This is a genomic window from Streptomyces sp. NPDC002577, assembly GCF_053594815.1.
Map to the genome: position 1 here is coordinate 20,372 of NZ_JBSFWK010000025.1, position 13,696 is coordinate 34,067.

11 protein-coding genes are annotated in these 13,696 nt (G+C 70.6%); 3 read left to right on the forward strand and 8 right to left on the reverse strand.

All coding sequences use genetic code 11. The features are described 5' to 3' along the window. Positions 1-264: 264 nt before the first annotated feature. The 3 genes from galK to galT are packed head-to-tail and all read right to left on the reverse strand — an operon-like array spanning position 265 to position 3,457. A complete protein-coding gene (galK, locus tag ACWD4J_RS26845; protein WP_451397987.1) occupies positions 265-1,425 on the reverse strand; it encodes a galactokinase in 1,161 nt (386 codons plus the stop codon). Continuing rightward, positions 1,422-2,396, reverse strand: coding sequence for a UDP-glucose 4-epimerase GalE (galE, locus tag ACWD4J_RS26850; protein ID WP_451397988.1), 975 nt, complete (start codon positions 2,394-2,396; stop codon positions 1,422-1,424). Before galE ends, galK begins: the two co-directional genes overlap by 4 nt. Continuing rightward, entirely contained in the window at positions 2,393-3,457 is a 1,065-nt protein-coding gene (gene galT, locus ACWD4J_RS26855; RefSeq protein WP_451397989.1) for a galactose-1-phosphate uridylyltransferase, read from the reverse strand. Before galT ends, galE begins: the two co-directional genes overlap by 4 nt. 282 nt (positions 3,458-3,739) lie before the next feature. Between galT and ACWD4J_RS26860 the strand changes: the two genes are divergently transcribed. Continuing rightward, positions 3,740-5,410 carry a sodium:solute symporter family protein gene (locus tag ACWD4J_RS26860; protein WP_451397990.1) on the forward strand — a complete coding sequence of 557 codons (1,671 nt, stop codon included), beginning with the start codon at positions 3,740-3,742 and terminating at the stop codon, positions 5,408-5,410. Positions 5,411-5,431: 21 nt separating this feature from the next. Next, the gene (locus ACWD4J_RS26865) at positions 5,432-5,707 is read left to right on the forward strand and encodes a hypothetical protein (RefSeq protein WP_451397991.1); all 276 of its coding nucleotides are present in this window, start codon (positions 5,432-5,434) and stop codon (positions 5,705-5,707) included. 30 nt (positions 5,708-5,737) lie between these two features. Here the strand turns inward: ACWD4J_RS26865 and ACWD4J_RS26870 are convergent, their stop codons facing one another. Together ACWD4J_RS26870 and ACWD4J_RS26875 are read right to left on the reverse strand one after the other, a co-directional pair. Further along, positions 5,738-6,484, reverse strand: a complete 747-nt coding sequence (locus ACWD4J_RS26870; protein ID WP_451397992.1) for a helix-turn-helix transcriptional regulator — start codon at positions 6,482-6,484, stop codon at positions 5,738-5,740. 300 nt (positions 6,485-6,784) lie between these two features. Continuing rightward, positions 6,785-8,593, reverse strand: coding sequence for an ABC-F family ATP-binding cassette domain-containing protein (locus tag ACWD4J_RS26875; RefSeq protein ID WP_451397993.1), 1,809 nt, complete (start codon positions 8,591-8,593; stop codon positions 6,785-6,787). A gap of 284 nt (positions 8,594-8,877) precedes the next feature. Here ACWD4J_RS26875 and ACWD4J_RS26880 point away from each other — a divergent pair, with 284 nt between their 5' ends. Beyond that, positions 8,878-10,491 (forward strand): S8 family peptidase, encoded by a 1,614-nt coding sequence (locus tag ACWD4J_RS26880; RefSeq protein ID WP_451397994.1) that lies wholly within the window; start codon positions 8,878-8,880, stop codon positions 10,489-10,491. A gap of 21 nt (positions 10,492-10,512) precedes the next feature. On the opposite strand, the gene ACWD4J_RS26885 is transcribed toward ACWD4J_RS26880, so the two are convergent. From ACWD4J_RS26885 to ACWD4J_RS26895, 3 genes are read right to left on the reverse strand one after another with little or no spacing between them, the layout of a single operon-like run. Further along, complete coding sequence (locus tag ACWD4J_RS26885; RefSeq protein ID WP_451398058.1) at positions 10,513-11,406, reverse strand: 4-(cytidine 5'-diphospho)-2-C-methyl-D-erythritol kinase; 894 nt, start codon at positions 11,404-11,406, stop codon at positions 10,513-10,515. 12 nt (positions 11,407-11,418) lie between these two features. Beyond that, complete coding sequence (rsmA, locus tag ACWD4J_RS26890) at positions 11,419-12,303, reverse strand: 16S rRNA (adenine(1518)-N(6)/adenine(1519)-N(6))-dimethyltransferase RsmA (protein WP_451397995.1); 885 nt, start codon at positions 12,301-12,303, stop codon at positions 11,419-11,421. Between the two features lie 38 nt (positions 12,304-12,341). Next, entirely contained in the window at positions 12,342-13,628 is a 1,287-nt protein-coding gene (locus ACWD4J_RS26895) for a ubiquitin-like domain-containing protein (protein WP_451397996.1), read from the reverse strand. Positions 13,629-13,696: the final 68 nt, after the last annotated feature.

Sequence of the window (13,696 nt, forward strand, 5' to 3'; positions counted from 1 at the left end):
ACGGCCGCCGCCGTGCTCACACTGCTACCCCACTCCGGGCGTCGTACCCGACTGTCTCGCCCCCTGATCAGCACCGGCCCCCACCGGCGCTGCCAATCAGGGTACGGGCGGGCGGGCGGAGCGGAAGGAAATTCGCAAAACTGGGTGGCCAGCACGTTTTTGGTGAGCCGTATGTTTCGCACGGGGACGGGAGTAGACAGATATGCGTGATCCCCGGCTGTCCGCCGGGGATCACGCATATCCGGTTCGCTGCGAGGGCCGCGGTCAGCGGATGCGCCGCGCCCCCGCCGACGGCACCGCCGGGAACACCCGCGGCGCCGTGTAACCGGCCGCCGCGAACGCCTCGACGACCGACTTGGTCACCGTCTCCGCGTCCGCCGTCTCGACGAGGACGATCGCGGAGCCGCCGAAGCCGCCGCCCGTCATCCGGGCGCCGAGCGCGCCGGCCGCGTTCGCCGTGTCGACGGCGAGGTCCAGCTCGGGGCAGGAGATCCGCAGGTCGTCGCGGAGCGAGGCGTGGCCCTCGGTGAGGACCGGGCCGATCGCGCGCACGTCACCGGCGTCGAGCAGGGCGATGACCTGGTCCACGCGGTGGTCGTCGGAGACGACATGGCGTACGTAGCGGCGGACCCGCTCGTCGTCCAGCTTGGCCAGGGCCTCGGGCAGCTCCTCGTACGCGATGTCGCGCAGGTGAGAGACGCCGAGCGCCCGGGCGCCGGTCTCGCAGCCCTCGCGCCGCTCGGCGTACGCGCCGTCACCGAGGGCGTGCTTCACGCGGCTGTCGACGACGAGCAGCTGCAGGCCCTGGGCGGCCAGGTCGAAGGGGACCTGGCGGATCGACAGGTCGCGGCAGTCGAGGTGCAGGGCGTGGCCCTCGGTGCTGCAGGCCGACGCCGTCTGGTCCATCACGCCGCAGGGGACGCCGACGAAGTCGTTCTCGGCGCGCTGCGCGAGCTTCGCCAGCTCGGGGCGGGTGAGGCCGAGTTCGAACAGGTCGTTCAGGGCGAGGGCCGTGACGACCTCCAGGGCCGCCGAGGACGACAGGCCGGCGCCGGTCGGGACGGTCGAGGCGAGGTGGATGTCCGCGCCGGTGACCGCGTGGCCCGCCCCGCGCAGCACCCACACGACGCCCGCCGGGTACGCCGCCCAGCCGGTGTCCGTGCCGGGCTGCAGCTCGTCGACGCGCAGCTCGACGATGGGGCCGTCGATGTCGGCGGAGTGCAGCCGCAGCACGCCGTCGTCCCGGCGGGAGACCGCGGCGACCGCGGTGTGCGGGAGCGCCAGCGGCATCACGAACCCCTCGTTGAAGTCCGTGTACTCGCCGATCAGGTTGACCCGGCCCGGCGCCGCCCACACACCCTGCGGCGCGGCCCCGTACAGCTCCTCGAACCCTGCGGCGACCCCGGCCGCGACACTCTCGCTCACGATCCGCTCTCCTCCTGACGTGCCTGCGCGAACGCCCAGGCGTCGGCGACGATTCCCGCGAGGTCCGCGCGGGACGGGTTCCAGCCGAGGCGCTCGCGCGCCGTCTGTGCGGAGGCGACCAGGACCGCCGGGTCGCCACCGCGGCGCGGGGCCATGACCTCCGGGATCGGGTGGCCGGTGACCTGGCGGACGGTCTCGACGACCTCGCGGACCGAGAAGCCGTTGCCGTTGCCGAGGTTGCAGATCAGGTGTTCGCCGGACGTCGCGGCGTCCACGGCGAGGAGGTGGGCCTCGGCCAGGTCGGCGACGTGGATGTAGTCGCGGATGCAGGTGCCGTCGGGCGTCGGGTAGTCGTCGCCGAAGACGGAGATCGCCTCGCGCCTGCCCGCCGCGACCTGGAGGACCAGGGGGATGAGGTGCGACTCGGGATCGTGCCGCTCGCCGTAGGCGCCGTAGGCACCGGCGACGTTGAAGTAGCGCAGCGACACCGCACCGAGACCGTGCGCGACCGCCTCGCTGGTGATCATGTGGTCGACGGCGAGCTTCGACGCGCCGTACGGCGAGGTGGGCGCCGTCGGGTCGGACTCGGTGATGGGCGTGTTGACGGGCTCGCCGTACGTGGCCGCGGTGGAGGAGAAGACCAGCTTGCGGACCCCGGCCTCGCGCATCGCGCCGAGCAGCGCCATCGTGCCGCCGACGTTGTTGTCCCAGTACTTCTCGGGCTTGACGACCGACTCGCCGACCTGCGAGAACGCGGCGAAGTGCAGCACTGCGTCGTAGGAGGAGTCCAGCCACTTGGCGGCGTCGCGGATGTCGCCCTCGATGAACGCGGCGCCTGCGGGAACGCCCTCGCGGAAGCCGGTGGAGAGGTTGTCGAGGACGACGACCTCGTGGCCCGCCTCGATCAGGTGCTGGGCGACGACGCTGCCGACGTAGCCCGCTCCGCCGGTGACCAGGTACTTCCCACTCATGAACTCGCTACCTCTCGCAGTCGCTGGGCCGCGGTCTCCGGCGGCACGTCGTTGATGAACACGTTCATGCCGGACTCGGAACCCGCGAGAAACTTCAGCTTGCCGGAAGTGCGGCGGATGGTGAAAAGCTCGAGGTGGAGCGCGAAGTCGTCACGGCTGACTCCCTCGAACTCCTCCAGCGCGCTGAACGGCGCCTGGTGCCAGGCGGCGATGTAGGGCGTCGGCGGCTCACTCTCACCGAAGATCCGGTCGAAGCGCCTCAACAGTTCCAGATAGACCTTGGGGAACTCTGTGCGTGCGTCCTCGTCGAGCGCGAGCAGGTCGGGCACGCGCCGCTTGGGGTAGAGGTGCACCTCGTACGGCCAGTGGGCGGCGTAGGGCACAAAGGCAACCCAGTGCTCGGCGTCCAGGACGATCCGGGAGCCGTCGGCCTGCTCCTGCTCGACGACCTGGTCGAAGAGGTTGCCGCCGCCGGTGGCCTCCTTGTGCGCGGCGGCCGAGCGCAGCATCAGGGCCGTACGCGGGGTGGTGAAGGGGTAGCCGTAGATCTGGCCGTGCGGATGGCCGAGGGTGACGCCGATCTCGGCGCCGCGGTTCTCGAAGCAGAAGACCTGCTCGACCGACGGCAGGTTCGACAGCTCGGCGGTGCGGTCCGTCCAGGCGTCCAGGACGAGCGCCGCCTGCTCCTCGGTGAGGTCCGCGAACGACTTGTCGTGGTCCGAGGTGAAGCACACGACCTCGCAGCGGCCGGAGTCGCCGGCGAGCGAGGGGAAGCGGTTCTCGAAGACCACGACGTCGTAGGACGAGTCGGGGATCTCGCTCAGCCGCTCGCCCTCGGAGGGGCACAGCGGGCACTCGTTCGCCGGCGGGTGGTAGGTGCGGCCCTGGCGGTGCGAGGCGATCGCGATGGAGTCGCCGAGCAGCGGGTCGCGGCGGATCTCCGACGTCGTGGCGGTCGCATCGAGCGGCCGCCGGTCCGTGGCATCCCGTACGACGTCGTCACGCGAGTCGTAGTAGATGAGCTCGCGACCGTCGGCGAGCCGGGTCGAGGTCTTCTTCACTTGCGGGCTCCTCAGCACACCCATCAAACAGAACTACACATAACAAACCACAATGCAACAGCAGCGTCAATGGGCGTGCAGGGCGGACGGAAGACCCGCGCGGGCGCGATTCACCCCAGGTGAGATGTGCGTTACAAAGTGAATGCATCTGACACGGAAAATCCGGACAAAGTCGTGAGGTCGCTCACAATCAAACAGAGAACATCAGCTGAACTGTTCAGATCTTGAAAGATTCGGCGTAGGTTTCGGCGAGTTAAGTTCGCGCAACGAAGCGAGTTCCCCATGCATTACCTCGCCGACGGGCTCCGGCTCCCGACGAACGGGCTGGATTACACGATCCTGGCGATCTACTTCATCGTCGTTCTGGGCATCGGCTTCGCCGCCCGGCGCTCCGTGAAGACCAGCCTCGACTTCTTCCTCTCGGGCCGCTCGATGCCCGCCTGGATCACCGGCCTCGCCTTCGTCGCCGCCAACCTCGGCGCCACGGAGCTGCTGGGCATGGCCGCCACCGGCGCCCAGTACGGCGTCGCCGTAGTGCACTGGTACTGGATCGGCGCCATCCCGGCGATGGTCTTCCTGGCCCTGGTGATGATGCCGTTCTACTACGGCTCCAAGGTCCGGTCCGTCCCCGAGTTCCTGCTCCAGCGCTTCGACAAGTCCGCGCACCTGCTGAGCTCGATCCTCTTCGCGTTCGCCGCCATCCTGATCGCGGGCGTCAACCTGTACGCCCTCGCGATCGTCGTCGAGGCGCTCCTCGGCTGGCCGCAGTGGGTGGCGATCGTCGTCGCGGGCTTCCTGGTCCTCGTGTACATCACGATCGGCGGCCTCTCCTCGGCGATCTACAACGAGGTGCTGCAGTTCTTCGTGATCCTCGCCGCGCTCATCCCGATCACCATCCTCGGCCTGAAGAAGGTCGGCGGCTGGGACGGCCTGACCAGCTCGCTGCGGGAGAGCCACGGCGACAACTTCCTCTCCGCCTGGGGCGGTACGGGCATAGGTGAGGCCAACGCACTGGGCGCCAACTGGCTGACGATCGTCCTCGGCCTCGGCTTCGTGCTCTCCTTCGGCTACTGGACCACCAACTTCGCCGAGGTGCAGCGCGCCCTGTCCGCGAAGAACCTGTCCGCCGCCCAGCGCACCCCGCTGATCGCCGCCTTCCCGAAGATCTTCATCGTCTTCCTGGTGATGATCCCGGGCCTCGTCGCCGCCGTCCTCGTCCCGAAGATCGGCACCGCCGGCTCGGACCTGACGTACAACGACGCGATCCCCTACCTGATGCAGGAGCTGCTGCCCAACGGCGTGCTCGGCATCGCCGTGACCGGTCTGCTCGCCGCCTTCATGGCGGGCATGGCGGCCAACGTCTCGTCGTTCAACACCGTGTTCACCACGGACATCTGGGCGAAGTACGTGGCCAAGGACCGCGAGGACAAGTACTACGTGAAGTTCGGCCGCCTCATCACCGCGGTCGGTGTGCTGGCCTCCATCGGCACGGCGTTCCTGGCGTCCAGCTTCTCCAACATCATGGGGTACCTGCAGACCCTGTTCTCGTTCTTCAACGTCCCGATGTTCGTGGTCTTCATCATCGGCATGTTCTGGAAGCGCGCGTCCATGAAGTCCGGCTTCTGGGGCCTGATCGCGGGCACCGTCGCCGCGATGATCAACTACTTCGTGATCTACAAGCAGGGCATCATCGACATCCCGACCGACCAGGGCGCCAACTTCGTCTCCGCGATCGCCGGTTTCGTCGCCGGTGCGGTCGTCATGGTCGTCGTCTCGCTCTTCACCAAGCCGAAGCCGAAGGCCGAACTGGCCGGTCTGGTCTACGGAACCCGGTCGCCCGGCATGGACGAGCTGCCCCAGAAGGGCGACGAGGGCTGGTACCGCAAGCCGGCCGTGCTGGGCTGGGGCGCGATCGTGATCGCCGCCGCCTGCTACATCCCCTACTCCTTCTGACCTGATCGGAGGCACTGAATCATGTCTGACCTGCAGCGCGAAGTCTCCGACCTGGAGAGCAAGTCGGCGACCGCCGCCCGCCTCTTCGACCTCCGCCGGATCATCGGCTACCTGTTCGTGCTCTACGGCGTCATCGTCACGATCGCCGGGATCAACCCGTCCGACGCCGACCTGGCCAAGGCGCAGGGTGTCCACATCAACCTGTGGACCGGCATCGGCATGCTCGTCCTGGGCCTGTTCTTCCTGGTCTGGGTGAAGCTGCGCCCGACGGCGCCGCCGACGCCCGACGAGGAGTAGTCCCCGGAAGTTCCCCCGCGGGGCCGGAGTTCACTGCGCTGACGGTGACTCCGGCCCCGTCGGCGTATCCCCGGCACCCGGGGGGCCGGGCAGGTCCGGCAGGACGACGGGCGACGGGCCCGCCCGGTCCAGCAGCCCCGTGCGCGCCGCGAGCGCCGCCGCCTCAAGCCGCGATCCGACGCCCAACTTCATCAGCACCCGCTGCACATGCGTCCGCGCGGTGCTCGGCGCTATCCCCATCCCGGCGGCGATCAGCCGGGTGTCCTCACCGTCCGCGACGCGCACCAGCACCTCGATCTCGCGCGGCGTGAGCATCTCGAGGAGCCGCTGCCCCTCGTCGTCCGGCTGCGTCGCCGGATTGAGCAGCTCGCTGAAGGCCCCCTGCAGCAGCTGCGGCGCCACCGCCGCCTCCCCCGCCCGTGCCTTCATGATCGCCCGCTCGACGCCCTCGATCCGCTCGTCATGCCGTACGTAACCGGAGGCGCCGGCCGCGAACGCCGCGGCGATCCCGCGCGGCGACGGCACAGGCCCGAGGACCAGGACCGCCACCTGCGGCCGCTCCCGCTTGATCTTCACCACCGGGTCGAAGATCCCCGGCTCCGCGGGCGTCGCCGTACCCAGCAGGCACACCTCCGGCGCCCTGCTGATGACCAGCTCCGCCGCCCCGGCCGCGGGTGCGGCGGCGGCGAGCACCCGGTGCCCGCGCAGCTTCAGCGCCGAGGCGAGCGCCTCGGCGAGCAATCGGTGGTCGTCGACCACCATGAGACGCACGCCCATCGAGAACCCCCCAGTTCCCCCCACTGATCCCCCCACGGATCCGGAGGCCCCCCGGTCTCCGTCCATCGGAAGCTACACGCTTGTTCTACGTTGCGCTTCCCCTACCGGTGATAAGTGACCCGGAATACCGAGATTCCTCGCATGGGGGAGTGTGGGGCCCGGAATACGGAAAACCCGCATCCGCGGCTGACAAGGCGAGAACAGGCGAGACCCGGCGATACCGAAAGCGACACGGGAACGGCCCAGCTCCCGGGGAGCGGGGCCGTCGCGGCCATGTGCAGGCGTACGCGGCGCACTTCGTCAGGCGTTCTCCGCCAGCTCCAGCCAGCGCATCTCCAACTCCTCGCGCTCGCCCGCCAGTTCGCGCAGTTCGGCGTCAAGGCCGGCGACCTTCTCGAAGTCCGTCGCGTTGTCGGCGATGGCGGCGTGCAGCTTGGACTCCTTCTCCGAGATCCGGTCCAGCTGCCGCTCGATCTTCTGGAGTTCCTTCTTCGCCGCGCGGGCGTCCGCCGCGGAGACGGTCTTCTCCGTGGGAGTTGCGGCGGCAGGGGCCGGGGCCGCTGCGGCGGCCTCGGCCATGCGGTGGCGCCGCTCCAGGTACTCGTCGATGCCGCGCGGCAGCATCCGCAGCGTGGCGTCGCCCAGCAGCGCGAACACCCGGTCCGTCGTCCGCTCGACGAAGAACCGGTCGTGGGAGATCACGATCATCGAGCCGGGCCAGCCGTCGAGGAGGTCCTCGAGCTGGGTGAGCGTCTCGATGTCGAGGTCGTTGGTGGGCTCGTCGAGGAAGAGGACGTTCGGCTCGTCCATCAGCAGGCGAAGCAGCTGCAGCCGGCGTCGCTCACCGCCGGAGAGGTCGCCGACCGGCGTCCACTGCTTCTCCTTGCCGAAGCCGAACGTCTCGCAGAGCTGGCCCGCGGTCAGCTCCCGGCCCTTGCCGAGATCGACCCGGTCGCGCACCTGCTGCACGGCCTCGAGCACCCGCCAGTCCGGGTCGAGCTCGGCGACCTCCTGCGAGAGGTAGGCGAGCTTCACGGTCTTGCCGACGACGACCCGGCCGGCGGCCGGCTGCTGCTCGCCCTCCGAGCGGGCCGCGTCCGCCATGGCCCGCAGCAGCGACGTCTTGCCCGCGCCGTTCACACCCACCAGGCCGATGCGGTCGCCCGGGCCGAGCTGCCAGGTCAGATGCTTGAGCAGCATCTTCGGCCCGGCCTGCACGGTCACGTTCTCGAGGTCGAAGACGGTCTTGCCGAGCCGTGACGACGCGAACTTCATCAGCTCGCTGCTGTCGCGCGGCGGCGGCACGTCCGCGATCAGTTCGTTGGCGGCCTCGACACGGAAGCGCGGCTTGGACGTACGGGCGGGGGCGCCGCGCCGCAGCCAGGCCAGCTCCTTGCGGACCAGGTTCTGCCGCTTGACCTCCTCGGTCGCCGCGATGCGCTCGCGCTCGGCCCGCGCGAAGACATAGTCGGAGTAGCCGCCCTCGTACTCGAAGACCGTGCCGCGCTGCACGTCCCACATACGGGTGCAGACCTGGTCGAGGAACCAGCGGTCGTGCGTGACGCAGACGAGCGCCGAGCGGCGCGCCTGCAGGTGCCCGGCGAGCCAGGCGATGCCCTCGACGTCCAGGTGGTTCGTCGGCTCGTCGAGGACGATCAGGTCCTGCTCGGCGATGAGCAGTTTGGCGAGCGCGATGCGCCGCCGCTCGCCGCCGGACAGCGGGCCGATGACCGTGTCCAGGCCCCGTTCGAACCCGGGCAGGTCGAGGCCGCCGAAGAGGCCCGTCAGGACGTCGCGGATCTTGGCGTTGCCCGCCCACTGGTGGTCGGCCAGATCACCGATGACCTCGTGCCGCACGGTCGCCTCGGGGTCGAGCGAGTCGTGCTGCGTGAGCACGCCGATGCGCAGCCCGCCGCTGTGTGTGACGCGCCCGGTGTCGGCCTCCTCCAGCTTGGCGAGCATCCGGATCAGCGTGGTCTTGCCGTCGCCGTTGCGTCCGACGACACCGATCCGATCCCCCTCGGAGACGCCGAGGGACACGCCGTCGAGCAGGGCACGGGTGCCGTACACCTTGCTGACTGCTTCGACATTGACGAGATTGACCGCCATTTCGCTCCTGCTTCGGGGATCGACCGACTTCCCAGAGTACGGGTGCGGCGGCCCGGCTCGGCCGCTCGCCCCTGCGCACGAGCGCTCACCGGCCTCGGCTCCCCGCTGAATACGCGGAAATCGCGTGTTTAGGGATTCCCCTCATTGATGCGGACCTGCCAAGACCATCAGTCTGTTACCGACGGGAACCGGCTACCCCCCACATCGCATCCGGCGACCCGCGTTCGCATCCCCCACCCCCCACACCTCATCAGGGCACCACCGAACGAGAGGGGAACTCCCCCATGTCAGTGATGCACTCCCCCGCGAATCCCCCCACAGGCCGTCGCAGACGGACCTCCGCCGCCGCGGGCCTCATCGCCGCGGCCGCCGCCATGGCACTCGGCGCCGCGGCCGTCGCCCCCTCGGCCGCGGCGGCCACCCCGGCCGAGGGCGTGATCGTCGGCGCCGACGCGGCAGGCGCCATCAAGGACAGCTACATCGTCATGCTCAAGGACGACGCGGGCTTCCGCGGCGACTCCAAGAAGGGCAAGGCGCTGGCCGCCAAGTACGGCGGCGAGGTCAAGCGCACCTACAAGGAGGCCCTCAACGGCTACTCCGCGGAGATGAGCGAGACCGAGGCCGAGCGGCTCGCCGCCGACCCCGCGGTCGCCAAGGTCGTCCAGAACAAGACCGTCCACATGACCGACACCCAGACCAACCCCACCTGGGGCCTGGACCGGATCGACCAGCCGAGCCTGCCGCTCAGCTCGTCCTACACCTATCCGGCCAGCGCCGGCGCGGGCGTCACCGCGTACATCATCGACACCGGCGTCCGGATCACCCACAGCCAGTTCGGCGGCCGCGCCTCCTACGGCTACGACGCCGTGGACAACGACAGCACCGCGCAGGACGGCAACGGGCACGGCACGCACGTCGCCGGCACGGTGGCGAGCACCACCTACGGTGTCGCCAAGGCCGCGAAGATCGTCGCCGTGCGCGTGCTCGACGACGACGGGTCCGGTACGACGGACGGGGTCGTCGCGGGCATCGACTGGGTGACCCAGAACGCGGTCAAGCCGGCCGTCGCCAACATGAGCCTGGGCGGCGGCGCCGACACCGTGCTCGACACGGCGGTCGCCAACTCCATCGCCTCCGGCGTCACCTACGCGGTCGCGGCGGGCAACGACAACGCCAACGCCTCCTCGTACTCGCCCGCGCGGGTCGCCTCGGCGATCACCGTCGGCTCCACCACCAGCTCGGACGCCCGGTCGTCGTTCTCCAACTACGGCAGCGTCGTCGACATCTTCGCGCCGGGCTCCAGCATCACCTCGACGTACAACACGTCGGACACCGCCACCACGACGCTGTCCGGTACGTCGATGGCGACCCCGCACGTCACGGGCGCGGCCGCCGTCTACCTGGGCGCGAACCCCTCGGCCACCCCGTCCCAGGTCGCCTCGGCGCTGACCTCGGCAGCGGCCACCGGCGTCGTCACCAGCCCCGGCACCGGCAGCCCCAACCGGCTGCTGCAGATCACCCCGAGCGGCTCCGGCGGCGGCACGGACCCGGGTACGAGCTTCGAGTCGACGACCGACGTCTCGATCCCGGACGCGGGCTCCGCGGTCTACTCGCCGATCACCGTCAGCGGCCTGAGCGGCAACGCGCCGAGCGACCTGTCGGTGAACGTGAACATCGTCCACACCTACCGCGGTGACCTGGTCATCGACCTCGTCGCCCCGGACGGCTCGACGTACCGGCTGAAGAACAGCAGCAGCAGCGACTCCGCCGACAACGTCAGCGCCACCTACACGGTCGACGCGTCGAGCGAGACGGCGAACGGCACCTGGCAGCTGAAGGTGCAGGACGTCTACAGCGCGGACACCGGCTACATCAACAGCTGGAAGCTGACCTTCTGACGGATCGTCAATCCTGTCGGGTCAGATGACGGTGGCCCCGGGCGCCGGGGCCACCGCGACCCGAGCCGTACGACACGTGGCGGAGGCGATCAGCGCCTCCGCCACCGCCGTCGCCGACTCGGCGTCCTTCGCCAGGAACGCGGTGGTCGGGCCGGAGCCCGACACCAGCGCAGCCAGCGCACCGGCCTCCGTCCCCGCGCGCAGGGTCTCCGCGAGCGACGGGCGCAGCGAAAGCGCGGCAGGCTGCAGGTCGTTGGCGAGTGCGGCAGCGAGCGCGGAGGCGTCGCCGGTGCGCAGGGCCTCGAGCAGGGCGGGCGAGGCCTCGGGCTCGGGGACGGCCACGCCCTCGGTGAGCCGGTCGAACTCCCGGTACACCGCCGGGGTCGACAGCCCGCCGTCCGCGACGGCGAACACCCAGTGGAAGGTGCCGCCCACCTCCAGCGGGGTCAGCAGCTCGCCCCGGCCCCGGCCGAGCGCGGCCTCGCCGACCAGGCTGAACGGCACGTCGCTGCCGAGCTCGGCGCAGATCTCCAGCAGCTCGTCCCGGCCGGCGCCGGTGCCCCAGAGCGTGTCGCAGGCGAGGAGGGCGCCCGCGGCATCCGCGCTGCCGCCCGCCATGCCGCCCGCGACGGGGATGTCCTTGGCGATGTGGATGTGCACATCCGGAGCCAGGCCGTGCCGGGACGCCAGCGCCTCGGCCGCCCGGGCCGCCAGATTCGAACGGTCGAGCGGCACCTGGTCGGCGTCCGGCCCCGAGCACGTCACCCGCAGGGCGTCCGAGGGCTCCACCGTCACCTCGTCGTACAGCCCGACCGCGAGAAACACATTGGCCAGGTCGTGGAAGCCGTCGGGGCGCGCGGCGCCCACGGCCAGCTGGACGTTGACCTTCGCCGGTACCCGTACGGTGACGCTCACGTTGCCCTTCACTTACGCGTTTCCCTCGCTGTCGACAGGCTGCTTGTTCTCCGCGATCCGCGCGAACTCCTCGACCGTCAGCGACTCGCCGCGCGCCTGCGGCGACACGCCCGCCGCGACCAGGGCCGCCTCGGCCGCCGCGGCCGACCCCGCCCAGCCCGCCAGGGCGGCCCGCAGCGTCTTCCGGCGCTGGGCGAAGGCCGCGTCGACGACGGCGAAGACCTCGCGCTTCGAGGCCGTCGTGTCGAGCGGCTTGGCGCGCCGCACCAGTGACACCAGTCCCGAGTCCACGTTCGGCGCCGGCCAGAAGACGTTGCGCCCGATGGCGCCCGCCCGCTTCACCTCGGCGTACCAGTTGGCCTTGACCGACGGCACGCCGTACACCTTCGAACCGGGCGCGGCGGCGAGCCGGTCGGCGACCTCCGCCTGGACCATGACGAGCGTGCGCTCGATGGTCGGGAAGGTGTCGAGCATGTGCAGCAGCACGGGGACGGCCACGTTGTACGGGAGGTTCGCGACGAGGGCGGTCGGGGCCGGGCCCGGCAGCTCGGTCACGTGCATCGCATCGCTGTGGACCAGCGCGAAGCGGTCCGCCTTCGCGGGCATGCGGGCGGCGATCGTCGCGGGCAGCGCGGCCGCGAGGACGTCGTCGATCTCGACGGCCGTGACGCGGTCCGCCGCCTCGAGCAGCGCCAGGGTCAGCGAGCCGAGGCCCGGGCCGACCTCGACGACGACGTCGTCCGGCTGGACGTCCGCGGTGCGGACGATCCTGCGGACCGTGTTGGCGTCGATGACGAAGTTCTGACCGCGCTGTTTGGTCGGGCGTACGCCCAGGGCGGCGGCCAGTTCGCGGATGTCTGCGGGGCCGAGGAGGGCGTCGGGGTGGGGCGTGCTCACCGCCCCAGGGTACGTGGGGTGGGCACGTCGGACGGTTACTACCCGTACAAGCGGTGGCCGCACTGTGGCCACGGGTTCGCGCCCCGGCGTACGTACAGCCTCTTGGCCCGGTAGGTCTGTTCCGTGGAGGTGGCGTCCTGTGGGCTGCCGGTGCCGCCGACGGAGCGCCACGTGTGGCGGTCGAACTGGTAGAGGCCGCCGTACCTGCCGGACGCGTCCACCACCCGGGCGCGGCCGCCCGACTCGCACTGGGCGAGGGCGTCCCAGTTCAGGCCCTCGGCGCCGTCGACGGTCGTGGGCAGCGTCCTGGTACCGACCCGCACGACCCGCGTCTCGGGTTCCCGCAGCACCTCGGTCCTGAGCGCCCGGGGCCGCTGCTTGACGCCGTCGACGGTCCGCAGGGCGTAGGTGACCCGCCGTGCGCCCTTCCGCCCGGCCCGCTCCACGACCTGCGTACCGCGGAGCAGCGAGGGGTCCGATGTCCTGTGCACCTCGAACGGGACGGGTTCCTGGCGCACCGCCCTGCGTTCGGTGATGCGCAGGACCGTGATCGTCTGGCCGTCGTCCGGGAAGCTGTCGGGCTCGGCGGACGTGGTGTCCAGGCCGTTCATCAGGATCCCGGCCTCGTCGACGGCCTCGCTGACCGTGGCCGCGTTCGTACGGAGGGTCCGCTCCCGCCCGTCCGCCATGATCGTGACCGTGCGTTCGGTGCGTACGTCGAGCCGCAGACCCTGTCGGCCGATCGGCTCGGAGCGGGAGACGGAGAGATACGCGCCCTCGGCGCGCACCCCGAGCTGGCCGAGGGCCTTCTCGACTGTTCCTGCGGTCGTCCACAGGCTGCGGCGCTGCCCGTCGACGGTGAGGTGCATCAGCCGGCCGTAGCGGACGACGACCTCGTCGCCGCTGGACAGGGCGGTCGCGGGTGCGGGCGCCACGATGTCGTGGTCGCCGACGTCCAGCCCTTCGCCGGCGAGAAGGTCGCCGACGCTGTCGGCGAAGGTGTGCAGGGTGCGTGGTCTGCCGTCGACGGTGAGGTGGACCACTTTGTCGTCGGCGACGAACGCGGTGGTGCCACCCGCCAGTAAGGCCACGACCAGCGCCTGCGGCACGATGCGCCGCAGCGTGTCGTGCCGGTCGGCTGTCCTCCTCCGGCGCGCCGCATGCCGCGCCGCCATACGTCCGCCGGGCCGCAGGCCGCACCGGGCCGCGGTTTCGGCGCATTCCCCCGCCGTTTTGTCGTACGTCTCGTCCTGCGAATTGCTCACGCGACGCTCCAGGGGTCCTGATCGGGTGTCAGAACCTAACCGAGCATCGCCGCTCTCCAAAGCAACGCGGATTCGCGGTGTCGCGGCCGCGTCGCATGCTCGCGCGCCGGGGAGAAGGGACGGGCGGA

What these genes read in the sequence shown, in the direction of transcription:
- galE (WP_451397988.1), bottom strand. Translation starts at nt 2,396, where the DNA reads ATGAGTGGGAAGTACCTGGTCACCGGCGGAGCGGGCTACGTCGGCAGC.
- ACWD4J_RS26860 (WP_451397990.1), top strand. Translation starts at nt 3,740, where the DNA reads ATGCATTACCTCGCCGACGGGCTCCGGCTCCCGACGAACGGGCTGGAT.
- ACWD4J_RS26865 (WP_451397991.1), top strand. Translation starts at nt 5,432, where the DNA reads ATGTCTGACCTGCAGCGCGAAGTCTCCGACCTGGAGAGCAAGTCGGCG.
- ACWD4J_RS26870 (WP_451397992.1), bottom strand. Translation starts at nt 6,484, where the DNA reads ATGGGCGTGCGTCTCATGGTGGTCGACGACCACCGATTGCTCGCCGAG.
- ACWD4J_RS26875 (WP_451397993.1), bottom strand. Translation starts at nt 8,593, where the DNA reads ATGGCGGTCAATCTCGTCAATGTCGAAGCAGTCAGCAAGGTGTACGGC.
- ACWD4J_RS26880 (WP_451397994.1), top strand. Translation starts at nt 8,878, where the DNA reads ATGTCAGTGATGCACTCCCCCGCGAATCCCCCCACAGGCCGTCGCAGA.